This is a genomic window from Streptomyces anulatus, from assembly GCF_000721175.1.
Classification (GTDB): domain Bacteria; phylum Actinomycetota; class Actinomycetes; order Streptomycetales; family Streptomycetaceae; genus Streptomyces; species Streptomyces anulatus_C.
Genome location: NZ_JOEZ01000021.1, coordinates 182,983 through 206,108, shown reverse-complemented (window position 1 = coordinate 206,108; position 23,126 = coordinate 182,983). Strand labels below are relative to the sequence as shown.

General features: G+C 71.9%; 25 protein-coding genes. 8 read left to right on the top strand and 17 right to left on the bottom strand.

Annotated elements, in window-relative coordinates:
• Positions 1-88 precede the first annotated feature (88 nt).
• Positions 89-709, bottom strand: coding sequence for a GNAT family N-acetyltransferase (locus tag IG90_RS0124835; protein WP_030588634.1), 621 nt, complete (start codon positions 707-709; stop codon positions 89-91).
• A 204-nt stretch (positions 710-913) separates the two neighbouring features.
• On the opposite strand from IG90_RS0124835, the gene IG90_RS0124830 reads away from it, so the two are divergent.
• From IG90_RS0124830 to IG90_RS0124810, 5 genes are all read left to right on the top strand, one after another.
• On the top strand, positions 914-1,573 hold the full coding sequence (locus tag IG90_RS0124830) for a DsbA family oxidoreductase (protein WP_030588631.1): 660 nt from the start codon (positions 914-916) through the stop codon (positions 1,571-1,573).
• Position 1,574: 1 nt separating this feature from the next.
• The gene (locus IG90_RS0124825) at positions 1,575-2,711 is read left to right on the top strand and encodes an oxidoreductase (protein ID WP_233436035.1); all 1,137 of its coding nucleotides are present in this window, start codon (positions 1,575-1,577) and stop codon (positions 2,709-2,711) included.
• A gap of 126 nt (positions 2,712-2,837) precedes the next feature.
• Positions 2,838-3,317, top strand: a complete 480-nt coding sequence (locus tag IG90_RS0124820; protein WP_030588626.1) for a nucleoside deaminase — start codon at positions 2,838-2,840, stop codon at positions 3,315-3,317.
• 52 nt (positions 3,318-3,369) lie between these two features.
• On the top strand, positions 3,370-3,690 hold the full coding sequence (locus IG90_RS0124815; protein WP_030588623.1) for a DMT family transporter: 321 nt from the start codon (positions 3,370-3,372) through the stop codon (positions 3,688-3,690).
• A gap of 75 nt (positions 3,691-3,765) precedes the next feature.
• Positions 3,766-4,182: a DMT family transporter gene (locus IG90_RS0124810; protein ID WP_030588620.1), complete on the top strand. Its 417-nt coding sequence runs from the start codon at positions 3,766-3,768 to the stop codon at positions 4,180-4,182.
• Between the two features lie 117 nt (positions 4,183-4,299).
• On the opposite strand, the gene IG90_RS0124805 is transcribed toward IG90_RS0124810, so the two are convergent.
• From IG90_RS0124805 to IG90_RS0124795, 3 genes are all read right to left on the bottom strand, one after another.
• The gene (locus IG90_RS0124805) at positions 4,300-5,070 is read right to left on the bottom strand and encodes an SDR family NAD(P)-dependent oxidoreductase (RefSeq protein WP_030588617.1); all 771 of its coding nucleotides are present in this window, start codon (positions 5,068-5,070) and stop codon (positions 4,300-4,302) included.
• Positions 5,067-5,786, bottom strand: coding sequence for a hypothetical protein (locus IG90_RS0124800; protein ID WP_030588614.1), 720 nt, complete (start codon positions 5,784-5,786; stop codon positions 5,067-5,069). The genes IG90_RS0124805 and IG90_RS0124800 overlap by 4 nt, the downstream gene beginning before the upstream one ends.
• A gap of 71 nt (positions 5,787-5,857) precedes the next feature.
• Positions 5,858-6,562: a ScbR family autoregulator-binding transcription factor gene (locus tag IG90_RS0124795; RefSeq protein ID WP_233436036.1), complete on the bottom strand. Its 705-nt coding sequence runs from the start codon at positions 6,560-6,562 to the stop codon at positions 5,858-5,860.
• A gap of 243 nt (positions 6,563-6,805) precedes the next feature.
• Here IG90_RS0124795 and IG90_RS0124790 point away from each other — a divergent pair, with 243 nt between their 5' ends.
• Positions 6,806-7,729 (top strand): ScbA/BarX family gamma-butyrolactone biosynthesis protein, encoded by a 924-nt coding sequence (locus IG90_RS0124790; protein ID WP_233436037.1) that lies wholly within the window; start codon positions 6,806-6,808, stop codon positions 7,727-7,729.
• A gap of 90 nt (positions 7,730-7,819) precedes the next feature.
• On the opposite strand, the gene IG90_RS0124785 is transcribed toward IG90_RS0124790, so the two are convergent.
• From IG90_RS0124785 to IG90_RS0124740, 10 genes are all read right to left on the bottom strand, one after another.
• Positions 7,820-8,587: a 4'-phosphopantetheinyl transferase family protein gene (locus tag IG90_RS0124785; RefSeq protein ID WP_030588606.1), complete on the bottom strand. Its 768-nt coding sequence runs from the start codon at positions 8,585-8,587 to the stop codon at positions 7,820-7,822.
• A gap of 55 nt (positions 8,588-8,642) precedes the next feature.
• Complete coding sequence (locus tag IG90_RS0124780; protein WP_030588603.1) at positions 8,643-8,885, bottom strand: DUF6253 family protein; 243 nt, start codon at positions 8,883-8,885, stop codon at positions 8,643-8,645.
• Positions 8,882-9,697, bottom strand: coding sequence for a maleate cis-trans isomerase family protein (locus IG90_RS0124775; protein WP_030588600.1), 816 nt, complete (start codon positions 9,695-9,697; stop codon positions 8,882-8,884). Before IG90_RS0124775 ends, IG90_RS0124780 begins: the two co-directional genes overlap by 4 nt.
• 79 nt (positions 9,698-9,776) lie before the next feature.
• Complete coding sequence (locus IG90_RS0124770) at positions 9,777-10,532, bottom strand: transglutaminase-like domain-containing protein (protein ID WP_030588598.1); 756 nt, start codon at positions 10,530-10,532, stop codon at positions 9,777-9,779.
• A 14-nt stretch (positions 10,533-10,546) separates the two neighbouring features.
• Positions 10,547-11,677, bottom strand: coding sequence for an acyl-CoA dehydrogenase family protein (locus tag IG90_RS0124765; protein WP_030588595.1), 1,131 nt, complete (start codon positions 11,675-11,677; stop codon positions 10,547-10,549).
• A gap of 82 nt (positions 11,678-11,759) precedes the next feature.
• Positions 11,760-12,134 carry an ectoine synthase gene (locus IG90_RS0124760; RefSeq protein ID WP_030588594.1) on the bottom strand — a complete coding sequence of 125 codons (375 nt, stop codon included), beginning with the start codon at positions 12,132-12,134 and terminating at the stop codon, positions 11,760-11,762.
• Positions 12,135-12,238: 104 nt separating this feature from the next.
• Positions 12,239-12,508 (bottom strand): acyl carrier protein, encoded by a 270-nt coding sequence (locus IG90_RS0124755; protein ID WP_233436038.1) that lies wholly within the window; start codon positions 12,506-12,508, stop codon positions 12,239-12,241.
• A complete protein-coding gene (locus IG90_RS0124750) occupies positions 12,508-13,953 on the bottom strand; it encodes an AMP-binding protein (protein ID WP_051860167.1) in 1,446 nt (481 codons plus the stop codon). The genes IG90_RS0124755 and IG90_RS0124750 overlap by 1 nt, the downstream gene beginning before the upstream one ends.
• A 250-nt stretch (positions 13,954-14,203) precedes the next feature.
• Positions 14,204-14,647 (bottom strand): MarR family winged helix-turn-helix transcriptional regulator, encoded by a 444-nt coding sequence (locus tag IG90_RS0124745; RefSeq protein ID WP_030588591.1) that lies wholly within the window; start codon positions 14,645-14,647, stop codon positions 14,204-14,206.
• A 122-nt stretch (positions 14,648-14,769) separates the two neighbouring features.
• Entirely contained in the window at positions 14,770-15,891 is a 1,122-nt protein-coding gene (locus IG90_RS0124740) for an IS701 family transposase (RefSeq protein WP_030588590.1), read from the bottom strand.
• Positions 15,892-16,002: 111 nt separating this feature from the next.
• Between IG90_RS0124740 and IG90_RS0124735 the strand changes: the two genes are divergently transcribed.
• Positions 16,003-16,638 carry a TetR family transcriptional regulator gene (locus IG90_RS0124735; RefSeq protein WP_051860168.1) on the top strand — a complete coding sequence of 212 codons (636 nt, stop codon included), beginning with the start codon at positions 16,003-16,005 and terminating at the stop codon, positions 16,636-16,638.
• 103 nt (positions 16,639-16,741) lie between these two features.
• On the opposite strand, the gene IG90_RS40815 is transcribed toward IG90_RS0124735, so the two are convergent.
• The 3 genes from IG90_RS40815 to IG90_RS0124720 all read right to left on the bottom strand — a co-directional run bounded on the left by IG90_RS40815 (position 16,742) and on the right by IG90_RS0124720 (position 21,143).
• Positions 16,742-18,004 (bottom strand): serine hydrolase domain-containing protein, encoded by a 1,263-nt coding sequence (locus tag IG90_RS40815; RefSeq protein ID WP_030588588.1) that lies wholly within the window; start codon positions 18,002-18,004, stop codon positions 16,742-16,744.
• 72 nt (positions 18,005-18,076) lie between these two features.
• Positions 18,077-19,030, bottom strand: a complete 954-nt coding sequence (locus tag IG90_RS0124725) for an aldo/keto reductase (RefSeq protein WP_030588585.1) — start codon at positions 19,028-19,030, stop codon at positions 18,077-18,079.
• Positions 19,031-19,421: 391 nt separating this feature from the next.
• Entirely contained in the window at positions 19,422-21,143 is a 1,722-nt protein-coding gene (locus IG90_RS0124720) for a serine/threonine-protein kinase (protein WP_030588583.1), read from the bottom strand.
• Positions 21,144-21,637: 494 nt separating this feature from the next.
• Here IG90_RS0124720 and IG90_RS0124715 point away from each other — a divergent pair, with 494 nt between their 5' ends.
• The gene (locus IG90_RS0124715; protein WP_030588580.1) at positions 21,638-23,020 is read left to right on the top strand and encodes an aspartate aminotransferase family protein; all 1,383 of its coding nucleotides are present in this window, start codon (positions 21,638-21,640) and stop codon (positions 23,018-23,020) included.
• Positions 23,021-23,126 lie beyond the last annotated feature (106 nt).

Genomic DNA, 23,126 nt, shown 5'->3' with positions numbered 1-23,126 from the left:
TCCCAAGTGGTCGCGGGGGCCGTCACTCACCGCGGCACCACGCCCCGCGCCTCCGCCCCTGCGCCGCCTCGCGCCCGAGCGGGCCGCGTCACCGGGTCGAGCGGCCCAGATACGTCACGGCCCCCGGGTCCGGAACCGGGATCTCGTGGAAGCCGACGCGGTCGTAGAAGGCGCGGGCCTTGGTGTTGGCGGTGAGCATGCTCAAGTGGACGGCTTCGACGCCCTGTTCGGCGAGGGCGGCGAGGAAGGTCTCCATGAGCCGCCGCCCGTACCCCGCCCCCTGGTGGCTCGGCAGCAGGTCGATGTGCAGGTGGGCCGGATAGTCGGCCAGCTCCGGCAGGATCATCCGCTCGGGGTCGTGCATCAGGGCGGTCATCGCCTCGGCGAGGGTGGCCGGTTCGGGTACCGGGGCCGGGTAGCGGCCGGTGAGGCCGGGGAGCCATTCGGCGCGGTAGCGGTCGACGAAGGATGCGGTGTCCGCCGTACCGAGGATGTAGCCGACCGCGCGCCCGCCGTCCTCGACCACGAAGGCCAGGCCCGGTTCCAGGACGGCGTAGGGCGCGGCGAAGATGTCCGGCAGCAGGCCGGGGTCCGGGTAGAGGTGGCGGGCGTCCTCGCCCACGTGTCCGGTGCGTACGCAGATGTCGAAGAGGGCCTCGCGGTCCCCGGGGCGGTACGGGCGCAGCACGGGCGGCGGCGGAGGAGTCATGCGCGGGATCCTTCAGGTGCGGGAGCGCTCCCGCAAGGGATTTCCCGCCAGTCCTGGCCGGTTCTCGGCCCGCCGCCTCCGCGGGGTGCGGGCGGGCTTGACACTAAAGTGCATGATCGTGCAACCTTCTGGTCGTCCGTCAACTCCTGCCGCTCTGCCGGGGGAAGTTGTTGCTTGCGCGATCAATGACCTGGAGGTCTGCGCATGGCTGATCCCGTGAAGATCAAGATCTGGTCCGACTACGTCTGCCCCTTCTGCATGCTGGCCGAAGGCCCCCTCGAAGAGGCGATCGACGACGTCGGCGTCGAGGTGGAGGTCGAGTGGATGCCCTTCGAGCTGCGTCCGCACCCCCAGCCCACCCTGCGGCCGGAGGACGACTACCTGCCCGACATCTGGAAGCGCGCCGTCTACCCCATGGCCCGCCGCCTGGGGGTCGACATCACGCTCCCCGACGTGTCCCCCCAGCCGTACACCGCCCTCGCGTTCGAGGGCTACCAGTACGCGGCCGAGCACGGCCAGGGGACCGCGTACACCCGGCGGATGTTCCGCGCCTTCTTCCAGGAGAGCCGTGACCTGGGGCAGGTCGACGTCCTTGTCGCCCTGGCCGGCGAGGTCGGCCTGGACGAGGACGGGTTCCGGGCCGCGCTGGCGGACGGCACCTATCGCGCCCGGCACCAGGAGGCGCTGCGGGAAGCGGCGGCCCACCGGGTGCAGGCCGTTCCCACCATGCTCATCGGTGACACCCGGATCGAAGGCGTTCCGCGTCCCGCCCAGTTGCGCAAGGCCATCCTGGACGCCCAGGCGCGGCAGGCGGAGGACGCCGCCGTCTACGGAGCCGCCTGCGGTATCGACGGGAGCTGCTGAGTTGCCCGGCACCGCTGCTGACCTGCCCGGCATCGCCGCCGAGCAGCCCGGTACCCATCCCGCCCTCTCCGCCTGCCGGTTCGCGGGGCTCGAGCTGTGCAACAGATTCGCAGTCGCCCCCATGACCCGGGTCTCCGCGACCGAGGACGGCCTGGCCACGCCGGAGATGGCCGACTACTACGCGGCCTTCGCCGAGGGCGGCTTCGGACTCCTGATCACCGAAGGGACCTACACCGACCGGGCCTTCAGCCAGGGGTACCTGCACCAGCCCGGCATCACGGACGAGGCCCAGGCCGCCGCCTGGCGGCCCGTGGTCGAGCGGGCGCGTGCCGCCGGGGCGCGCGTCGTCCTGCAGCTGATGCACGCCGGGGCCGTCTCGCAGGGCAACCGGTTCCGTGACCGGGCGGCCGGCCCCTCGGCCGTACGGCCGTTGGGTGAGCAACTGGACAAGTACCGGGGCAGTGGCCGCTGGCCGGTGCCGATGGAGATGACCCGCCGCCAGATCGCCGAGGCCGTCGACGGCTTCGCCGCCGCCGCGGTCCGCGCCCGCGACGCCGGCTTCGACGGCGTGGAGATCCATGCGGCCAACGGCTATCTGCTCGACCAGTTCCTCACCCCGTACACCAACCTGCGCACCGATGAGCACGGCGGTGACGTCGAGGCGCGCCTGCGGCTCGTACGGGACGTGACGGCCCAGGTCAGAGGCGCGACCGGGACCGGCTTCACGGTCGGTGTCCGCCTCTCCCAGGGGAAGGTCAACGACCCCGCCTGGCGGTGGCCGGGAGGTGACGCCGAGGCGCGCACCATCTTCACGGCGGCCGCCACGGCCGGCGCCGACTATCTGCATCTCGCGGGCAGCGGACGGGACTGGTTCCCGGAGGGGCGGACGCTTCCCGCGCTCGCCCGTACGGTCACCGGACTCCCCGTCATCGCCAATGGCGGGCTGCACAGGGACGCGGTGGCGCGGCGCGTCCTGGACGAGGGGCACGCCGACCTCCTGGCGATCGGGACGGCCGCGCTGGCCAACCCCGACCTGCCGCGCCGCGTGGCCGCGGGCATGGTCCGGGCGGAGTTCGACCCCCGGCTGCTGGAGCCGCTGGCGACCTTGGACAACGCTCGGGCGCACGCACACGCTTGACAGTTTTTAGATGCACATGCAAGATTAACCCAGCGGCCCAAGCTTTCGGTGGCGCCTCATGGGAACCATTCTTTTGCATGTGCAGGCAAATGAACGATACAGGGCAACTCGGGAGACGAACCGCTCATGGGTACACACGAAAGCGAACTGATGGGCTACGCCCACGAAGCGATCCGGCTCAGCCGTGAGCACGTCGCGCAGGGCGGCATCCCCTTCTCCGGCGTGGTCGTGGCCGGCGGACGGATCCTGGGGACCGGCTTCAACCGGGTCCGCGAGGACAACGACCCGACCGCCCACGCCGAGGTCGTGGCCCTCCGGGAGGCCACCGCCAAGCACGGGATCCGCTCCGTGGCGGGCGCCACCCTGATCGCCTCCGGTGAACCCTGTGCCCTGTGCTACCTGGCGGCGCGGTACGCCGGCATCGGCCACATCGCACATGCCGCCGACCGCAGGACCGCCGCCCGGTACGGCTTCGACTACACGAGCACGTACACCCTCTTCGCCGAGGACCCGGCGGACTGGCCCATCAAGGTCACGGCGCTCCAGCTCCCCGAGGCGGAGCAGCCGTTCCAGGACTTCCTCACCCTGAGCCGGGCCGCGCGATAACGCTCTGACACCTCCTCACCCCCTCTCACCCCACCGCACGGAAGGACTTCCCATGCACTGGCTCTACCTCGCCATCGCCGTCGCCTTCGAGATCCTGGTCGCCATCGCCGCCGGAAAGGCCGAGGGCTTCAAGAACCGCAAGTGGACCGGCATCACCCTGGCCAGCGGTGCTGCCGCGACCTTCTTCCTCAGCAAGGCGCTGCTGACCTTCGACGTCGGCGTCGGCTACGCCCTGTGGACCTCCGTCGCGGGCGTCGGTATCACCGTCCTCGGAGCGCTGTTCTTCGGCCAGCGTCTGAACGTGAACAAGGCGATCGGCATCCTCCTCGTCATCGGTGGCGTCGTCGGCCTGCAGCTGAGCGGTTCCGCCTGAGCCCGGAGCCCCACTCCCGGCCTCGCACCCCCACGCAACGACCTGACGACTTCCCTGAGAGAGGACTCACCTCCCATGTCCAACGCAGCCAAGAGCTCCACCAACGCCTGGCTCTCGCTCCTTCTCGCCGGAGGCTTCGAGATCGGGTACGCGCTCGCCGTCGGCGGCAGCGAGGGCTTCACCGTCCTGACCTGGTCCCTGGTCGCGGTGGTGTTCTTCCTGCTGACGCTCTACGCACTGAGCCTCGCCCTCCGCACGATCGACGTGAGCATCGGCTATGCCGTCTGGGCGGGTATCGGCGCGGTCGGCGCCGCGGTTCTCGGCCCGCTCTTCTTCGACGAGACCCTCACCCCGGCCAAGGGCATCTGGCTGACCGTCATCATCGTCGGCGTCGTCTGGCTCAAGCTCGCCGACCGTACGAAGCCCGAGGCGGTCGCCGGGACCCAGGAGTCCGGGCAGCTCGCGGACCGGCCCAGCCCGGCTCAGGTCTGACCTTCTCCAGACGTCGGACGCTGTATCCGACAGTACGCCCCAGGCGCCTGCTGCCCCTTCCCGATCAGGGCAGCAGGCGCCTGGGGCGTAGGCGTGTCCGGCGGAGTCGTACGTCCGTCACTTCGCGGTTCTGCCGCCGTCCACCGCGAGGGCGGATCCGGTGGTGAAGGACGAGGCGTCCGAGCAGAGCCAGGCGGCGGCGCGGGCGATCTCGGCCGGATCGGCGAGGCGCTGCTGGATCGCCTTGCCGCCGAAGCCGGTGCGCACGGCGGGCCCGCCCGTGAGGACGCCGTCCATCATCTCCGTATCGGTGCTGCCCACCACGAGGGCGTTGACGCGGATGCCGAACTCGCCGTACTCGGCCGCCGCCGCCCTGGTCAGGCCGAGGACCGCGTGCTTCGCGGCCACATAGGGCGCCGAGGCTGAGGTGGCGCGTACGCCCGCGACGCTGGAGGTGTTGACGACCGAACCGGAGCCCGCCGGCAGCATGGCGGGGATCTGGGCGCGCAGACAGTTCCACACGCCGCGCAGATTGACGTCCATGGTGCGGTCGAAGACGTCGTCGGGGAGTTCGTGCAGGACCGTTCCGGCGCTGGCGTAACCGGCGTTGTTGAAGGAGCAGTCGAGCCTGCCGAACCGGTCGACCGCCGTGGCGACCGCACGGTCCATGTCCGCCCGGACGGTGACGTCGCCCGGTACGGCCACGGCCCGGCCGCCGTCCTTCCTGATGCGCTCGGCGACCTCTTCGACCAGGCCCGCCCTGCGGGCCACGAGCACGACTGCGGCCCCCTCGTCGGCGAAGTGCCGGGCAGCCGCGGCGCCGATTCCGCTGGAGGCACCGGTGATCAGCGCCACCTTGCCTGACAGGAGCGATCCGGTCGTCGTCACGCGTACGTCCCCCGGCCGGCCGCGGAGAGGGAGTCGCCGCGCGCCGCGTCCGCGCTCATCTCCCGGTCGATCCGGTGCAGCAGACCGTCGTCGAGCTCGTCGAGAGAGCTGATGAGGTGGCGTACGCCCGCCTCCCGCATGAGTGCGCGCTGGTGGCTGTGGACGAAGTCGGAGGGGCGGCCGACGAACGCGGCGCCGAGGTCGCGGGCCACGTCGGCGACCCGGGCGACGTCGTCGACGAAGAGGGCCTGGGCGGGGCGGAGCCCGAACACGTCCTCGGTGATCTCCCGGAGGCCGGGGCGGAAGTCGTTGGTGCAGACGTAGCCCGGCCCGTCGAACAGCTCGGCGTAGCGGCCCAGATGGTGGTCGAAGTGGTCCTTGCCCAGGCCGCCGTAGCAGACCGTGAGCAGGCCGGCGGCCCGCAGCCGGAGGAGCAGGTCGCGGGTGCCCGGCGTGATCGTGACCGGGTGGCGGTCGAGGTGGGCGGCGCGGTCCTCGAAGTAGGCGGCGAGCGCCTCCTCGCCCGTCATGCCGCCGCCCACGGCGGCCGAGAGCAGCCGGCCAGCGATGTGCTGCGGCTGGGAGAATATGGAGCGTTCCAGCTCGGCGGAGTACGTACCGCCTCTGCTGACGATGAAGTGATGGATGACCGGGCTGAAGGTGTCGTTGAGCAGGACACCATCGATGTTCAGGGCGGCCAGGCGCAGGGAAAGCATGCGGCTCCGTAGTGATCGTCGAAACGGACGGGGCGGGCAGGGCAGTCGGGCGGGCTGGGCGGACTGTGCGGTCAGGGTGAGCCGGGCGGCTCGGACGAGGTGGGCGGCCCGGACGGTTCGGGCTGTCCGGACGGTTCGGGCTGTCCGGGCATCAGCTCGATGCCGCGGGCGGGGGTCGCGTCGGCGCGGATGATCACCGACGGGACCGCGAGGCCCGGGAGGAGCAGGTTCCACATCTGCTGGGTGCGCTCGGGAAGGTCCTTGCGCCCGCTGACGACGTTGGAGTACATCTGCATCCCCGTACAGGCGGCGACCACGAACTCCGCGACCACGACCGGATCGATGCCCGGCTGCAGTTCCCCCTCGTCCCGCGCCTCGTGCAGACAGCCGGTCATGATCCCGCGGAAGTTCTCGTACGGGTCGGCGTTCAACGAGCCCCCCATGGCAGCCTGTTCGTTCGTCAGCCGTACGCCGGCCCGGAGCAGCGGGTCGCGCTGGAGCTGCCACGACCACACGAGCGTGAGGTCGATGAGCCGCTGCAGACCGCCGGCGGCGAGCAGCGGGACGAGGGTCTCCGGCTGACTGTTCATCACCGTCTTGGCCAGTTCCTCCTTCGAGCCGAAGTGGAAGTACAGCGCCCCCGCCGTCACGCCGGCGCGCTTGAGGATGCGGGTGATGCTGGCCCCCGCGTAACCGAACTCGTCGAACACCTCTGCGGCTGCGTGCAGGAGAACGCGGCGGGTCTGTTCCGCCCGTTCTTGCTTCGGTTGCGCCATATCTCTCACCTTCCCAAAAAGAATGATCCTTACGTTACCTGAGTCAACCACGTAACAGGCAAGTCCGTTATGGGGAGGTTGAGTTGGCTATGGAGCCAATTCAGCCTCCGGAAAAATCAGAATGCCGCGCCCTCTTGACTCGGGAAAACAGAAGGATCATTATTTTTGAGTCGGGTACACGGAGTCGCCAGTGAGCATCGCTGTGTAATCACCCGAAACAACTACCGACCTTGGGGGGCCAAGTTGTCTGTTTCTGTCCTGAACCGTGAAGTCCAGCCGGTCCAGCAGTCGCAGGTGCACCAGTGGCAGGTGCACAAGCTCCGGAGCGAGGAAGTCCTGCTCACGGCGTGGGCCGAGCAGTCCCCGGGGCGCTACGTGCTCACGGGGCGCTGGCCGCGGGGGCACGCCTTCTACCGGCCGTCGCGGGGTGCGTACGACCCGATGCTGCTCGCCGAGAGCGTGCGCCAGACGGTGCCGCTGCTGTCCCACGCCGTGCACGACGTACCGCGGGAGTACAGACAGGCGTGGGAGCACTTCAGCTTCTCGGTCGACCCGCTGGCGTCGCTGGTGACCACCGTCGACGAGGAGGTGCGCCTGGTGGTGACCTGCTCGGACGTGCTCCGCCGCGGCAGCAGGTTCGCCGGCATGACGATGGACATCGAAGTCCACCTGGGGGAGCGGCGGATGGGCACCGCGCACACCCGCTTCAACAACCAGCCCGCGGCCGTGTACCGGCGGCTGCGCGGGAGCTACGCGGACGTCGACACCGCGCTCGCCAACTGCCTCCCGGCGGGCCCGCCCGTTGATCCGAACCGGGTGGACCGGCTCTCCCCGGACGATGTGGTGCTCTCTCCCGTTCCGGGCGGCGCGCCCGGGCGGTGGATGCTGCGGGTGGACCCCGCACACCCGGTGCTGTTCGACCACGCCGTCGATCACGCGCCCGGCATGCTTCTGCTCGAAGCCGCCCGGCAGGCGGCGCACGCCGTCGGCGGCGGCTCCTCGGCCGTCCACGGGATGAAGACGCACTTCGCGCGGTACGTCGAGCTCGACGCCCCCGCCGTCGTCGTGGCCGGCGAGCCGGTCCCCGACGGCACGGGCCGGCGCCGGGTGGGTGTGTCGGTGGAGCAGCACGGCGTCCGGGTCTTCACCTCCGAGGTGACGATCTAGCCCGGTGCCCCACGCGGAGCGGCGGGCGGTCCGTATCCCTGTCGGGGACACGGACCGCCCGCCGCCCGACCGGGCCGGGTCCGCACCGGGTCAGGCCCGTCCGCCAGGTCGGGCCGCCCGTACCGGCTCCGGCATCGGCTCCGGAAGCTCCTCGTGCACCGTGACCGCTACGTGCACCGAGGCCGGGACCGCGAAGCTGGCCTCGTACCCGTGTGGTGCGAGCAGCTGCCGTACCCGCCAGCCGAGCGGCTGGCCGGTGAGATCCAGCCGGTTCATGACGGCGGCCATACCCTGACCCGTCGCCTTGGCCATGGCCTCCTTGCGGGTCCACAGGCGGGCGAAGTCCCGGACGAGCTCGTCCTCGGGACGGCCGCCCAGCCACTCCTGCTCCTTCGGGTGGAGGAACGGCAGGTAGCCGGCGACGGATTCCGGGGTCGGCCAGGACTCGATGTCGATGCCGATGGTGGCCTCGGCGACCGCGATGGCGACGTGGTCCCCGCTGTGCGACATCGAGAACTCCGGCGGTTCGCCGCCCGGGCCCGGATCGCGGATGGCCGGCCGTCCGTGCGCCCCGCCGCAGCCGGGACACGGCTGCCGCAGGAAACCGACGCTCCTGGGTGAGCAGCCGAGCGAGGACCCGAGGATGCTCCGCAGCGCCCAGTGTGCGAAGGCGTAGGCCTCCCGGCCGGCCTGCTGCGGTATCCCGGCCAGCCGGCGCCGTTCCTTCTCGTCGAGCCAGTCGGGCGGGTCCCCGCCGGGCGTGAGGCGCTGCCCGGCCGGGGCCCGGACGATCCAGATGCCGACCGGATCGAGGACCTCTCCCGGAGGAGCGTCGGACCATTTGAGGTCGTGTGCCATGTCGATACGGCTCCTGATGTGGCGGGGACCCGGCCGGTCCCCGCCACGGGTCGGATCAGGCGGTTGCTGTGAGCAGCGGCCACGGGCCGGTCATGGCGTGCTGCTCCAGGTCCTCGGAGGTGAGATAGCGCCGGAACCCCGGCACCTGCTCCGCGGGGCGCAGCGCCCCCCGGTACAGCACCAGGCCGCGCACACCGGTCCCGTCGTCGTGCCAGCACACGAGCGGGATGTGGTACTCCGGCGTATCGCAGGTCTCCTGCACGGCGGCTTGGTAGCCGTATGCGGGCAGCATGCTCATCGGGCCGCGCCCGCGCCGTCGGGCCGGACGCCGAACAGGGCTCCGTAATCGGTGATCCGCGCGGCCGCCTCACTCCCGCCGGCGGCGTGCAGCGCGTGCCAGAAGAGGACCTGGTTCGCGGTGAGCACGGGAAACCCGAGCCGCTCCTCCAGGCCGGCGATGGTGCCCACGGCGCGGATGCCGTTGCCGGCGACCAGCACCGCCTGCGGCCGCTGCGGGGCGACGGTGGTCTCGATCCACCGCACCAGCGCCTCCGGGGTGATCAGTTTCTGGTTGCTGGGGAGACCGCAGGGGGCGTGGTGGACGACGTCGAAGCCCCGCTCGCCGAAGTACGAGGCGCCCAGCGCCGACAACTCGTCGTCGAACCAAGGCGGGTTGACGAGCGCGACCTGCTCGGCGCCCAGGGCGTGGAAGCCGGCCGCGGCCGCGTGGGTCGTGCCGGTGAGCGGGATGCCGCGGGTGCGCTCCGCGAGCCGCTCGAACAGCTTCTGCTCGCCGTCGGCGCCCAGGACGTAGGCGGAGCTGGTGAACCCCAGGGCGATGGAGTCCAGCGGGGCGGCGGCGAGCAGCTCGACGGCGTCGTCGATGAACGGCGGGTCGATGAAGGCGCGCACCGGGTCGTGCGGGATTTTGGGGTCCATCTCGCCGCCAGGGCGCATCGCCCCGAAGTGGACGCGTGAACCGTGGATGGAGACGTCGCGCGGTGCCATCGCCTGGAGCTCGGACTCGGGCCCGACGTCCGCGTGCGGAACGACGACTCCGACGCGGGCGGTCACGGCCCAGCCGTCCTCACGGGCCTGGAACTGCGTCATGGGGTGCTTCTCCTCGTCTGCTGTGGCGTCACGGGTGTGGCTGTGCACGGCTGTGTGGTCACGGGTACGCCGCCGCGGCTCAGACCGCCGCGTCGGCTTCGTCGGCGAGCGAGCCGCCGCTGACGGTGCCGGTGCCGCCCTCGTCCAGGAACTTCGGGTGCTTGCGGCGCATGGTGTCCATCACGAACGCGTACGGGACGTCGTCGAAGTCGCCGTGGTCGGTGAGGAACTCCATGCTCTGCCGGCCCTGTGCGTCGAAGGGGTGGTAGAGGCTGTCGGAGCGGCCGTCGAACTCCAGCGGGGTCATGCCGTACAGCCGGCACAGGAGCTTGTTGAAGACCGGGGTCACCTGCAGCCAGCGGCCTTCGAGATACACGGTGGCCAGGCCGTGGAAGAAGACGTCGCCGCCTATGTAGGAGCGCAGCCGGTCGGAGGCGAGGTGGTTGCGGACGTCGCTGTAGTGCAGCCGGGCGGGGATGCCGACGGAACGGCAGCAGGCGGCGTAGAGCACGGACTTGTGCAGGCAGAAGCCCTTGCCGCCGGCGATGATGCTGGACGCCTTCAGGCCCTCCGGCGACAGGTCGGCGCCGTAGACCTCGTAGTGGATGCCGTCGCGCACCGCGTAGTAGAGGGTGACGGCGAGCTCGACCTGGGTGGCGGCTTCGCGGTCGATCCCGTCCAGGGCCTTGTCGACGAAGGCCTTGACGCGCTCGTGCTCGTGGTCGAGGAAGTCGGTGGCCGCCGTGAGGCGGGCGCTTTCCCCGGCGGTCGGCTGCTCTGCCGTGGCGTCGGCGGCCGGCCGGTGGGACGTGGCGTGGGCCAGGGTGTCGGTCATGCGGGTGCCTCTCGTCACAGGCCCATGAGGGCGGCGATGCAGTTGCGCTGGATCTCGTTGGTGCCGGAGTAGATGGAGCCGGCGGTGGCGTTGCGCAGCTCGCGTTCGATGCCCGTGTCGGTCAGGTAGCCGCGGGCGCCGAAGATCTGGATCGCGTGCCGGGCGGTGAGCTGGTTGGCCTCGCTGACGACGATCTTGGTGGCGGCCACGTCCGTCGAGGCGTCCTTGCCCTGCTCGACCTTGCGGCCGGTGTCGTACAGCCACTTGCGGGCGGTCTCCACGGCGATCTTCATGTCCGCGATCTTGTGGGCGACCGCCTGGTTCTTGCCGATGGCGCTGCCGAACTGCTGGCGGGTGGTGGCGTGTTCGACCACCCGCTTCAGACGGTGGGTCATCTCGCCGAGGTTGACGGCGAAGGAGAAGAGGATCTCCCGCTTCATCACGTGATCCATGATCAGGAAGCCGGCGCCCTCGCTGCCCAGCCGGTTGCCGACGGGCAGCCGTACGTCCTCCAGCGTGACCTCGCTGATCGGGGAGGTGCGCAGGCCCATCGTCTCCAGCGGCTCGCCGATGGTGAGGCCCGGTGTGTCGCGCTCGGCGAGGAAGGTGCTGAGTCCGAAGGCGCCCGGCTTGCCGGTACGGACGTAGAGCAGGAAGAGGTCGGCGACCGGGGCGTTGGTGATGAACATCTTGCTGCCGTTGAGGACGTACGCGTCGTCCTCCCGGACGGCCGTCGTCCGGATGTTCATCACGTCCGAGCCGTGGCTCGGCTCGGTGATCGCGTGCGCGGTGATGGCCTCGCCGGAGGTGACCCGCGGCAGGTAGCGGCCGCGCAGGTCCTCCGAGCCGAACGCCTGCAGCGGGATGCCGACGCTGACGATCTGCGTGGACGCCGAGAAGTTCAGTCCGGCGTCCCGGCTGGTGTGTCCGAGGCCCTCCAGCGCGGCCATGGTCTCGGTGAGCGTCCGGCCGGCGCCGCCGTACTCCGGAGCGAAGGGGAGGGTGAAGAGCCCGGACCGTTGCAGCGGCTTCCACTTCTCGTGCGGGAACTCGCCGGCGCGGTCCCAGCGGGTGACGTCGTCGCTCAGCTCGTCGCCGTAGGGCGCTGTGATGCCGTAGGTGTCTGCGGGCTTCTCTGCTGCCATGGGTGTTCTGCCTGCCTTTCGCTGGGCGCTGGGTGCCGGGTGCGGGGCCGCGCCGTCGCGGCCCCGCACCCGGCTGTGCGGATCAGTAGCGGGAGAAGCCGTCCTCGGAGAGCGAGTGCTTCTCGTCGCCACGCAGCGCCGGGCTGAACACGGAGACGAGGAGGAGGTCCTCGTCGTCGGAGGCGATCAGGTGGTGGGCGTCGTTCTTGTCCAGGGCGTAGATGGTCCCGGTCGCGATCTTGTGGTGGACGCCATCGGTGGTGACGACCTCACCCGATCCGCCTATGCAGTAGCAGGCCTCCAGGTGGCCGAGGTACTGCAGCGCGCTGGAGGTGCCCTGGCGGACCAGCGTCTCGCAGACGGTGAAGCCCATACCGTCGGCCTCGGTGAGCAGGCGGTGGCTGGTGCCGCTGCCCCACTCGACTGCGGGGACGTCGGAAAGAGAACGAACGATCATGGGAGTACTCCTGTCATCGCTGAGTTCTGGACGTGTGCTGGTGGTGCACCGCGTGGGCGGGCCGTGCGGGCTGGGCGGGTCGTGCGCTTGGAGGGGCCGGTCCGTCAGGCCACGGCGGGAGCGGCCCGGCCGACGAAGTCGCGGATGTCCGCGAGCGTGCGGTAGGCGGCCGGCTCCAGCGGGATGTCGTCGACGGGGATGCCGTACGTGTCGGATATCCAGGAGATGAGGCGGACCAGGCCGAGGCTGTTGACGACGGTGCTCTCGATGAGGTCGAAGTCGTCGGTCAGGTCCTCGGCGTCCTCTCCGGCCAGGAACTCCTGGACGATGTAGTCGCGGATCGGGTCGTTGGCAGCGTTGCTCAGGGTGCTCATCAAGAGGCTCCATTCAGTTGGGTGTTCTTGATCGAATTACGGTCGGGCTTGCCGGTCGGGGTCTTCGGCAGCGGAGTGCAGGCGAGCCCGACCGAGCTGGGCACGGCGTGGCGCGGCAGGTGCTTCGCCGCGTACGCCCGCAGGCCCAGCGTGCTCAGGGAGGTGCCGTCCCGGCGCACCACTTCGGCGTGCAGCCGGGTGCCGGCCTCGGGGCAGGGCAGTGCGACGACGGCGGCCTCGATGACGTCCGGGTGCGCCCCGAGGACGGTCTCGACCTCCAGCGTGTTGGTGCGCACGCCGCGCACCTTGACCTGGAAGTCGGTACGTCCCTGGAGGAAGTGGCGGCCGTCGGCGTCGCGGTGGACGAGGTCGCCGGTGCGGTAGAACATGGCGCCGCCGCCGCGCGGGTCCGGCATGAAGGCGTGCGCGTTGCGGGCCTGTTCCAGGTAGCCGCAGGTCTGGAAGGGCGTGTGGACCAGGAGTTCGCCGGTGCCGGGGCCGCGTAGGACCTCGGTGCCGTCGGCCCCTTCGATCAGCAGCACGGCGTCGGTGCCGTCGATCGGTACGCCGATGGGCAGCGGGTGCACGTACGTGCCCGGATCGATGTCGTGGATGAAACTGTCGTTGGTCTCCGTGCAGCCGAAGACGTTGTGGAAGCGGGCGTCCGGGCAGGCGGCGAAGGTGTCCCGCAACCCCTGTTCGGAGACGGCCTCCCCGGTGAACACGACCGTGCGGACCGCCGGATAGCGGGCGCCGTCCGCGGCCAGGAGCCGGTGCAGCAGCGGCACCCCCTGGACCAGGGTGACGTCGTTGCGCTGCGCGAGGTCACGCAGATAGCCGGCGTCCCCGCTGGCCCCGGCGTCGGCGAGTACGACGGTGCCGCCGGCCTCCAGCACGGTCCAGACGTCGAGGAGCGCCAGGTCGAAGTTGAGCGGCGAGAAGCTCAGCGAACTGGTGCCTTCGTCGATCCCGAACGCGTCCGTCGCCCAGTCCCCGAAGCGGTCGAAGGCCTCGCTGCGGATCGGGACGAGTTTGGGTACGCCGGTGGACCCTGAGGTGGTGAGGGTCAGCAGCGTCTCCTCGGGGTCGGGGATGCTGAAGCCGTCCGCCTGCGCGGGGTCGGTCTCCTCCCGCGACAGGGTCACGCCGCCGCCGGTGACCACGGTGGCCAGCAGCGGCCCGTGGGCCTGGGCGATGAGCGTGGACAGGGCGGCGGCGCCCAGACCGGGCGACGGGACCAGGGTGTTGATCCCCTGACGCCAGGCCGCCAGCAGCAGCGCGACGGTCTCCGGCGACTTGTGGGCCGGGACGCACAGGGCGCGTACGGATCCGAAGCCGGCGCCGTCGAGGTCCGCGGCGGTGCGGCGGGTCAGCCGCTCCAGGTCCGCGTAGGTGACCTGTTGTCCGGCGAAGACGAGCGCGGTGCTGTCGGGCTGTTCCTGCACGTGTCTGCTGAATGCCTGCAACAGGCGAGGCGAAGGCAACGGTCCCCCCTCAGGTGGATGGGCTGTCCTGGCTACGAGAGAGAACCTACGGGATTGTGTTTGCATGGTCAAGCATATAAATATGGCGCGGGAGTGATCCAGGTCACAGGTCACGCACCCTGCCGTATCCGCCGGTGAACAAGCCCGAACATGCAAAAGACGGCGGGGGCCGGGTTACCCCGGACGCCTCCCGCCGTCTGTCGTGGTCGCGTCAGGCAGCGCTGCGCAGCGCTTGCACCGCCCGGGCGAGCTGGTCGTCGGCGCTCGCGGTGTTGAGGGCCGAGCTGAGCACGTCGGCGTACGTGGCGCGGGCATCCTGGTAGTGCTTGCGGCCTTCGTCGGTGATCACGGCGAAGACACCGCGCTTGTCGTCGGCGCAGTTGTCCTTGTAGGCGTAGCCGGCGCTGTCCAGGCGTCCCACCAGGCGGGTTACGGAGCTCTGGCCCAGACCGATGTGGTCCGCGAGCTCCTGCATGCGGCATTCACCCTTCTCCGCCTGGGTGAGGGCCTCCAGGGCCCGGTACTCGGACAGGCCGACGCCGTAGCGGCGCTGCAGGGCGTGCGCGAGCTGGCGCTCCACGAAGGCGTGCAGGCCGAGGACGGCCTCCCACATGGTCTGATCGGAGGCGGCGCGTGGCTGCTGCTGGATCGTCATGGAACGGCTCCCCTTCTCGACTGCGATGAACAACAAGATACATGCCCATGCAATCATCTGGGGAGTTCGGTGCCCGTAAAGAGGGCCCCAGCCGCGATATACTTGTATAAGCAAGCAATGGGTCAGTGTGTGGTCATGCCCTCCAGGGTGCTGCTGGCGTAGGCGGCCGAGACCAGCGTCATGTGCCGGTGCCAGCCGGGGAAGGAGCGGCCCTCGAAGTCGAGGAGGCCGAAGTCCTCGCCCATGCGACGGGTCGCGTCCTGCGCACCCCTGGGTGACCGGGCCAGCTCCAGCAGTTCGGCCGGATGGCGGTCGGTGATGTTCGTCAGCCAGATCCGCCCCGGGCGCCCGCCGGCCGTGTCCCACTCGGCCAGCAGCCGGCCCGCCCCGTGGCCGCGCTCGCCGTCCGGGCGCAGCCCGTGTGCCGGGGCGTCGCACGAGACGACCTGCCGCCCCGGCCCCGCCGGGTGCCGTACGCCCCGGCGCAGCAGCAGGCCGCGCGCCGACTCCCTCTCGCCGGGCGGAAGTTCAGGACCGGCGAGGGCGGTCTGGCCCGGGATGGCGAGGACGAAGGCGTGCCCGCCGTCGTGCAGCCGCCGCGCCAGCGGTGCGATGTCGCACAGGGCCGTCAGATCGGCCACGACCGGCGCCGTCCGCCCGTTCGACCAGGACGTCATCTCCTGGACCAGGCACAGGGCGTGCTCCCACAGCATCTGGGCCGTGGCCGTCGCGGGGATCTTCGCCCGGGCGCGCACCGCCTCGTCACGGGTGAACCGGGGAGGCAGGAAGAGCCGCCAGTCGACGGGCACGTGTGTCCGCCCGGCGTCGAGGAACAGGCCGAGGCCCAGCTGGCAGTTGACGGTGCGCCCGACATCCGGCAGGAAGCGCCGGTGCACCCCGGCCGAGCGGTCGCCGCGCTTGGGCAGCACCGCCGGCGCCAGGGTCCAGGCCCGTACCGGCAGCGACCGGGCGGCCCAGCGGGCCAGCTCGCCGCGGACCGGGGCCCACTGCCAGGGGCTGGCGTTGACGAACTGGTGCAGCGACGCCGACGCCGCCTCCGAGCCGGTCACCACGGCCGCCATCCGGCGCACGGTCTTCTTCCCGTGTGTCCGCAGCAGTCCCTGCAGATACACATGCCCCCAACGCTGCTGGTCGGAGCGGTGTAAGTGGCCGAACAGGAGCCGGGACAGATCGCCCGGCGGTCTTTCCGTCGCCGTGTCGGGCGTCTCGTACGTCGTCGTCACTGCAGGTCCCTCCCAGGTGAGCGTCGCTGAGCAGACTAACAAACATAGAGAATGTTCGTTATATTTCTTTCGGGGAGCACGACTACTTGCCGAGGTCCAAGGAGAAGGCGCATGCAGGAACGGGCGGCCAGAACGCGCCAGGCCGTGTTGGAAGCAGCCGCCGACGAGTTCGCGGAGAGAGGCTACGACGGTGCTTCCCTCCAGCGGGTGGTCTGGCGGGCGGCGACCTCGATCGGCGCCCTGACCTTCCACTTCCGGACCAAGACCGTCCTGGCCGATGAGGTGCGCAGGGTCGGGCGGGCCCGCTTCGGGCGCTGCGTGGAGGACATCGCGGCCGCCGACCCGTTGCGGGAACTGCGTACCCTGATCGGCGCTCTGGCCCGGCTGGCGCACGAGGACCCCTTCGTACGCGCGGTGCGCCGCCTGGAAGCCGACCGGCCCGAGGGCGTAGCGCCGTTGGCCGAGGTCTGGCTGCCGGCGCTCCGTGGTCTGCTCGCCCGGGCCCACCGTGCGCAGCGGCTCCGCCCCGGAGTGTCTCCCGAGGACGCGGTGGCCCTGCTGGCGCATCTCGCGGAGGGCGCCATGGCCGCTCACCACGAAACCCGGGACCCGGCCTGGGACTCGGTGTGGGACTCGGTCTGGGACGTCGTCCTCCACGGTCTCGCGGTCGACCCGGCGGGCCGGGAAGGCGGGGCGGACCGGGCGGACCGGGCGGGCTTGACGGAGGACGGGGCGGAACCCGCCTGAAGCCGGGTCCCGGCCCCTCGTCCCGCGGTGGCCCGGGCGGTCCGTGGTGCCTGTGTCAGGCGGTCCGCGTTGCCTGGCTCAGGCGGTCCCGCGGTGCCTGAGGTCAGGCGGTCCGCAGTGCCTGTGCCACCGCGCCCGCCACCTCGTCCAGGACCTGCGTGTCCGGGCCCGCCGTCAGCCGGTTGCGGACCCACGCGGCCCCGGCCCGGGCCTGCGGCCAGGCCTGGTAGGCGATTCCGCCGGGGCCCTGGTGGCCGAAGGCGCCGGAGCGGACGGCCGGGTGGAGGCCCTCGTCGAGGAGCTGGAGGCCGCCCTCGCCGTACGCGCTGATCCCGCCGAGCAGCGGGTCCAGGCCCTCGACCCAGAAGCTCCGCGCCTGGTCGAGCGTGCGGCGCGACAACAGCAGCGGCTCCTCGCCCGGGGCCCGTACGGCATCCGCGGCCAGGACGCCCTGGAGCCGGGCGAGACCACGGGCCGACGCGTACGCCCCCAGCGAGGGGATGACCGCGTAACGCCGCCGGCTCTCGCTCCACACCCCGGCGTCCGCGGGGAACGGTGACGGGTTGTTCCACACCCGCCCGAAGAGATCCGCCTCGCGCGCCTGGTCCGCCCCGCCGTCCCGCGCCCCGCCGTCCAGCGCCGCGAAACGGGCGCGGAAGTCCGCGTCGTACGAGATACGGGCGGCCTGCGGCAGCTGGTCGGGTACGAGGCCGAAGTGGACGTCGAGACCCAGCGGGCCCGCGATCTCCTCCAGGAAGAACAGATCGAGATCGCGGCCGTCGACCCGGCGGATCACCTCGGCGGCGATCCACCCGGCGGTCCACGGCCCGTGCAGCACGCCACCGGCGCGGGGGTCCTCCTCCGGGCCGTGCAGTTCGAGCAGCGCCGCCATCACGCGCGGGTTCTCGACGTCCCGCTGGTCGAGGCCGGCCTCCATGCCCGGGAGGCGGGCGGTGAACGTCAGCACGTCCCGCAGGGTCACCGCGCCCTTGCCGCGCACCGCGAACTCCGGCCAGTAGTCGGCGACCGGCCGGTCCAGTTCGAGCGCGCCCATGTCGGCGAGCAGCAGGACCGCCGTGGCCAGGATTCCGTGGGAGCCCGTCAGCAGCGGCTCCAGGGTGTCGCCGGTCCACTGCGCCCCGGTGACCGGATCGGCGGTGCCCTGCCACAGGTCGACGACCAGTTCGCCGTCCCGTACGACCGCCAGCGCGGCTCCCTGCGATCCGGGCGGCCCCGCTTCTCTGCAGGCTCGTTCGAAGAAGCGGCCCACGGAGGCGAACCCGGGCGCGGTGGTTCCGTGCACGTCGGCCGTCGCCGCCCGCGGCCGCGGCCGGGGGAGGACCTGCCGTACCAGAGAGGTCGTCATGTCAGAACTCCAGAAGAGGTGGAGAGTCAGGGACAGCGCTGTGCGGTGCGCGGTGGGTGCCGGGGGCCCGGCTCACACCTCGGGTGCGCCCGCCGGGTAGGGAAGGAACTCCAGGTCGGTCAGGTCCTGTTCGGTCAGCCGGATCCGGTCGCCGCCGAGGTTCTCCGCGAGGTGGTACGACGCCCTCGTGCCGGGCAGCGGCACCACGTGGTCGCCGAGCCGGAGCAGCCACGCCAGGGCGACCTGCGCGGGTGTGGCCTCGTGCCGGGCGGCCACATGGGCGACGGCCTGCGTAAGGGCGAAGTTGTGGCGGATGGCGCGCGGGGCGAAGCGGGGCTGGGTGCGCCGCCAGTCGTCCGGGGCCAGGTCGTCGGAGCCGGACAGCGCACCGGTCAGCAGGCCGCGGCCGAGCGGGGCGCCCGCGAGCAGCGCGATCCGGCGCTCCACCGCGTACGGCACGACGTCGTCGAGGCCGCAGCGCGTGAACAGCGACACCTCGGCGGCCATCGCCGCCGCCTCGTGCACGGCTTCGGCGTCGCGGGCCTCCTGCGCGGTGACGACGGGCAGCCCCAGCATGCGGATCTTTCCCGCCCAGACCTGCTCGGCCAGCGCGCCCCAGCTCTCCTCCAGCGGCACGCCGGGATCGACGCGGCGCAGCAGATAGAGGTCGATGTGGTCCACGTGCAGCCGGCGCAGGCTCTCGTCGACCGCGTCCCGCAGTGCCTGCGGACCGCCCGCGGGCCGCAGGCCACCGTCCGCGTCACCGAGCAGCCCGCCGCCGGTACACAGCACGACCTCGTCCCGGCGCCCGCGGATGGCCTCACCGATCAGCCGCTCGTTGTCCCCGGCCGCGTAGGCACCGGCCGTCTCGACGAGATTGGCCCCGAGGTCCACCGCCTCCTGGACCAGCGACACGGCCTTGGTCCTGTCTCTCAGGCCCGGGGCGTAACGGTAGGAGAGGCCCATGGCCCCCAGTCCCAGCCGGCCGACGACCGGCCCGTCCCTGCCCAGTGTTGTGGTTCGCATCCTGCGAGAACTCCCTTCTCCACAGAGGAAAGCGACCACTTCATAGCAACAGCCGGAGAGCTCGAAGCCCAGCAACCCGTCGCTACTTGCCGACCTTCGACGACTTCGGGAAGTCCAGGTGCGGTGCGATGCGGTGATCCGGGCTCTCGCCTCGACCGTCGGGGCGCGCTCGTGGGGCTCGGTCTCCAGGGCGCGATGGATGGACAGGCCCTCGATGAGCGCGTCGGGCCGGCGGGCGGTGGCCGGGTCGAAGTCCATGCCGGAGAAGCGGTACGTCATCGAGCCGGGCGGCACGCCCGCGCGGGCGCGACCTCGCGGGGCGCGACCTCGCGGGGCGAGATGCCCGCGACGCCCACCCGTCCGCTCGGTCGGACCAGGCGAATCGGTCGGATCAGTCGGACTTGGTGTAGATCAGGCTCTCGCCCGTCCCGGCCGTGGACCGGCGCAGGCTGCCGTCCGGGAGCAGGGTCAGCTCGGTGGGTTTCCCGGGCGTGCAGGAGGAGAGCGGGCGGCCGGAGGACACCGTCGAGGGTCCGATGCGGACCGGGCCGTCCCCGGCCGGGCGGTCGGAGAGGGGGGCGGTGAACTCGCAGTGGTACGTGGATCCGGAGGCGAGGGGCCCCTCGGCGGTGAGGGCGAGGACCTGGTCGCCCACGTCGCCCTGCCGGATCGTCAAGGTCCGGGAGGACGGGCCCTGCGCGCCGGGTATGGAGCCGGACCAGGTCCCCAGGAAGTCCTCGGGGACGGCTCCCGTTCCGCCCTGCTGCCCGCCGCCGGCCCCGGCGGAGCTCGACGGGCCGGGGGATGCGGTCTTCCCCGTGCCGTCGCCGTTCATGAACGCGTACACCGATCCGCCCGCCCCTGTAGCCACCACCACGGCGACGGCGATGAGCGCGGCGGTGGCCCCGGCGGAGCGGCGCTCCCGGGCGGGCGGGGGCGGCGTGGGCGCGAAGTAGGCCGGGGGGAGCGGCTGCTCGGCGGTGGGGCCGTAGGGCGGGCGGTGCTGGGCGTACGGGTGGGGCCGCGCGTACGGGTGGGGCGACGGGGCGGTCTGCGTCGGGGCGGCCGGGGCGGCCGGCGGTATCGGGGCGGGGGCCGGCGGTATCGGGCTGCTCTGGGCGGCGGGCGCGCTGCGGGGGGCCTGCGGGTGATGGGGGGCCTGCGGGTCGCGCGGGTCCTCCGGGTCCTCAGCGTCGAGCAACTCCACCGCATGACGGCCGAGTTGGGCGATGAGGGTGCCGGGCAGCCAGGGTTCGTCCGCCTCCGCCTCGCCCAGGCGGGCCAGGATCTCGCCGGTGCCGGGGCGGGCCGCCGGGTCCTTCGCCAGGCAGTCCCCGACGACGTCGGCCAGCTCCTCCGGAACACCGGTCAGGTCCGGGACCTCCTGGGCGATCCGGAACATCAGGGCATGGACCCCGCCGCTCTGAGCCGTACCGAACGGCAGCCGGCCCGACGCGGCGTACGCGAGGACGGCCCCGAGGCAGAACACGTCGCACGCGGTGGTCACGCGCTCGCCGCGCACCTGCTCCGGTGCCATGAAGCCGGGCGAGCCGACCAGGGCGCCGGTACGGGTCAGATCGCCGTCGGGCACGGACTCCAGGGCGCGGGCGATACCGAAGTCGATGACCCGGGGGCCGTCGATGGTCATCAGGACGTTGGAGGGCTTCAGGTCCCGGTGGATGAGCCCGGCCCCGTGGATGTGCTGGAGCGCGTGGGCCAGGCCGGACCCCAGGAACCGTACGGAACGGGGCGGCAGCGGCCCGTACGCCCCCGAGGCCGTGACCGGGGCGCCGGGGTGGCCCGAGACGATGCGCTGGAGGGAGGGCCCGGCGACGTAACCGGTGGCGACCCAGGGGACGGGGGCCTCGGTGTCGGAGTCCAGCACCGGTGCGGTCCACGCGCCGCCGACCCGGTGCGCGGCGCGGACCTCCTGGCGGAAGCGGGCGCGGAACTCGGGCTGCTCGGCGAGTTCGCGGCGGACGAGCTTGAGGGCGACGGTGCGGCCGCGGTCGGAGCGGGCGAGGAAGACCTGGCCCATGCCGCCCTCGCCGAGGCGGCCGAGGAGACGGTACGCACCGATGCGGTGCGGGTCGTCGGACCCGAGCTTGTCCATGGTGCGCTTCCTCCCCCGTGCTGCCCGCACGAGGATAGCGCCGCGATCCGACGCCGGCCCCGCTCCGGGCTCCCCGCCTATGACACGACGCGCCCGCCCGGCGGTTCCACGTACACGCCCAGCCCCGTCCGCCGCGCACCCTTCGGACGCCGGGCACCCTCAGCCCGTCCGCGGTACCCCGGAGGGGCCAACTCGCTCAGACCGAGGCCGACACCGCCCGGTTCCCGTCCTCAAGCGCCGGACGGGCTGGAATCGGCCGGGTCCGGGGTGGCCGGCCCCGCAGTGGTGAGGTTCTCCACCGCACCCGACAACCGCTCCAGCACCCGCACCGTCTCCGCCAGCCCCTCCTCCCCCAGCTCCCCCGCCAGCCGCGGCGAACTCCGCGTGGGGCGGGCTGGGGGCCGGCCCCGGACCCGACACCCTGCCGATCCATCCGCCCCAGGCCGTACAAAGTGGCCATGGAGACGGCCTCCACCAGCGCCTACGCTCGCCGCATGACCCCTCATGCCCCTCATGCCCCGTACGCCGACCCCGCGGCCGGTGCGGCCGTGAAGGCCGCGGACCGCGCGCACGTGTTCCACTCCTGGTCCGCCCAGGGCCTCATCGACCCGCTCGCCGTCGCCGGCGCCGAGGGGTCCTACTTCTGGGACTACGACGGCAACCGCTACCTCGACTTCACCAGCGGGCTCGTCTACACCAACATCGGCTACCAGCACCCCACCGTGATCGCCGCGATCCAGGAGCAGGCGGGCAGACTCGCCACCTTCGCTCCCGCGTTCGCGATCGAGGCGCGCTCCGAGGCCGCACGCCTCATCGCCGAGCGCACCCCCGGTGACCTGGACAAGATCTTCTTCACCAACGGCGGGGCCGAGGCCGTCGAGAACGCCGTCCGCATGGCCCGGCTGCACACCGGCCGTACGAAGGTGCTCTCCGCCTACCGCTCGTACCACGGCGCCACCTCCACCGCGATCAACCTCACCGGCGACCCGCGCCGCTGGCCCTCCGACAACGGCTCGGCGGGCGTCGTCCGCTTCTGGGCCCCCTTCCTCTACCGCTCCCCGTTCCACGCGGCGAACGAGGCCGAGGAGTGCGCCCGCGCGCTCCAGCACCTGGAGGACACCCTCGCCTTCGAGGGCCCGGCCACCATCGCCGCGATCATCCTGGAGACCATCCCGGGCACGGCGGGCATCATGACCCCGCCGCCGGGCTACCTCGCGGGCGTCCGTGAGATCTGCGACCGGTACGGGATCGTCTTCGTGCTCGACGAGGTGATGGCCGGATTCGGCCGCACCGGCGCCTGGTTCGCCGCCGACCACTTCGACGTCGTGCCGGACCTGCTGACCTTCGCCAAGGGCGTCAACTCCGGTTACGTACCGCTCGGCGGAGTCGCCATCAGCGCCGAGATCGCCGCCACCTTCGAGACCCGCCCCTACCCCGGCGGCCTCACCTACTCCGGGCACCCGCTGGCCTGCGCCGCCGCCGTCGCCACCATCGGCGTGATGGAGGACGAGAAGGTCGTCGAGCACGCGGCCCGCATCGGCGAGACCGTCCTCGGCCCGGGTCTGCGCGAACTGGCCGAACGCCACCCCTCGGTCGGCGAGGTCCGCGGCCTCGGCGCGTTCTGGGCGCTGGACCTGGTCCGCGACCGGGAGACCCGCGAGCCGCTCGTCCCGTACAACGCCTCGGGCGAGGCCAACGCCCCGATGGCGGCGTTGGGCGCGGCGGCGAAGAAGCAGGGGCTGTGGCCGTTCATCAACATGAACCGGACCCATGCCGTCCCCGCCTGCAACGTCTCCGAGGCCGAGGCCAAGGAAGGGCTCGCCGCCCTGGACATCGCGCTCTCCGTCGCCGACACGTACACGGTTCAGGGCGCGTGACGGCACCGCAGGGTGCGTAACGGCCCTCCCGGCCCGCAGGCCGGGTGACCGGATGACCCGGTTCCGTACGCGACCGCCCCCGCACGTCCTGCCGCCGTGCCCGGAA

Bases quoted from the DNA above. Each gene is read 5' to 3' on its own strand.
- IG90_RS0124815 (WP_030588623.1), top strand. From the start codon at position 3,370: ATGCACTGGCTCTACCTCGCCATCGCCGTCGCCTTCGAGATCCTGGTC.
- IG90_RS0124800 (WP_030588614.1), bottom strand. From the start codon at position 5,786: ATGCTTTCCCTGCGCCTGGCCGCCCTGAACATCGATGGTGTCCTGCTC.
- IG90_RS0124720 (WP_030588583.1), bottom strand. From the start codon at position 21,143: ATGGACAAGCTCGGGTCCGACGACCCGCACCGCATCGGTGCGTACCGT.
- IG90_RS0124745 (WP_030588591.1), bottom strand. From the start codon at position 14,647: ATGACGATCCAGCAGCAGCCACGCGCCGCCTCCGATCAGACCATGTGG.
- IG90_RS0124810 (WP_030588620.1), top strand. From the start codon at position 3,766: ATGTCCAACGCAGCCAAGAGCTCCACCAACGCCTGGCTCTCGCTCCTT.
- IG90_RS0124785 (WP_030588606.1), bottom strand. From the start codon at position 8,587: ATGGCACACGACCTCAAATGGTCCGACGCTCCTCCGGGAGAGGTCCTC.
- IG90_RS0124755 (WP_233436038.1), bottom strand. From the start codon at position 12,508: ATGAGCACCCTGAGCAACGCTGCCAACGACCCGATCCGCGACTACATC.
- IG90_RS0124765 (WP_030588595.1), bottom strand. From the start codon at position 11,677: ATGGCAGCAGAGAAGCCCGCAGACACCTACGGCATCACAGCGCCCTAC.
- IG90_RS0124795 (WP_233436036.1), bottom strand. From the start codon at position 6,562: ATGGCGCAACCGAAGCAAGAACGGGCGGAACAGACCCGCCGCGTTCTC.
- IG90_RS0124725 (WP_030588585.1), bottom strand. From the start codon at position 19,030: ATGCGAACCACAACACTGGGCAGGGACGGGCCGGTCGTCGGCCGGCTG.
- IG90_RS0124820 (WP_030588626.1), top strand. From the start codon at position 2,838: ATGGGTACACACGAAAGCGAACTGATGGGCTACGCCCACGAAGCGATC.
- IG90_RS40815 (WP_030588588.1), bottom strand. From the start codon at position 18,004: ATGACGACCTCTCTGGTACGGCAGGTCCTCCCCCGGCCGCGGCCGCGG.
- IG90_RS0124830 (WP_030588631.1), top strand. From the start codon at position 914: ATGGCTGATCCCGTGAAGATCAAGATCTGGTCCGACTACGTCTGCCCC.
- IG90_RS0124835 (WP_030588634.1), bottom strand. From the start codon at position 709: ATGACTCCTCCGCCGCCGCCCGTGCTGCGCCCGTACCGCCCCGGGGAC.
- IG90_RS0124775 (WP_030588600.1), bottom strand. From the start codon at position 9,697: ATGACGCAGTTCCAGGCCCGTGAGGACGGCTGGGCCGTGACCGCCCGC.
- IG90_RS0124735 (WP_051860168.1), top strand. From the start codon at position 16,003: ATGCAGGAACGGGCGGCCAGAACGCGCCAGGCCGTGTTGGAAGCAGCC.
- IG90_RS0124760 (WP_030588594.1), bottom strand. From the start codon at position 12,134: ATGATCGTTCGTTCTCTTTCCGACGTCCCCGCAGTCGAGTGGGGCAGC.
- IG90_RS0124715 (WP_030588580.1), top strand. From the start codon at position 21,638: ATGACCCCTCATGCCCCTCATGCCCCGTACGCCGACCCCGCGGCCGGT.
- IG90_RS0124770 (WP_030588598.1), bottom strand. From the start codon at position 10,532: ATGACCGACACCCTGGCCCACGCCACGTCCCACCGGCCGGCCGCCGAC.
- IG90_RS0124780 (WP_030588603.1), bottom strand. From the start codon at position 8,885: ATGAGCATGCTGCCCGCATACGGCTACCAAGCCGCCGTGCAGGAGACC.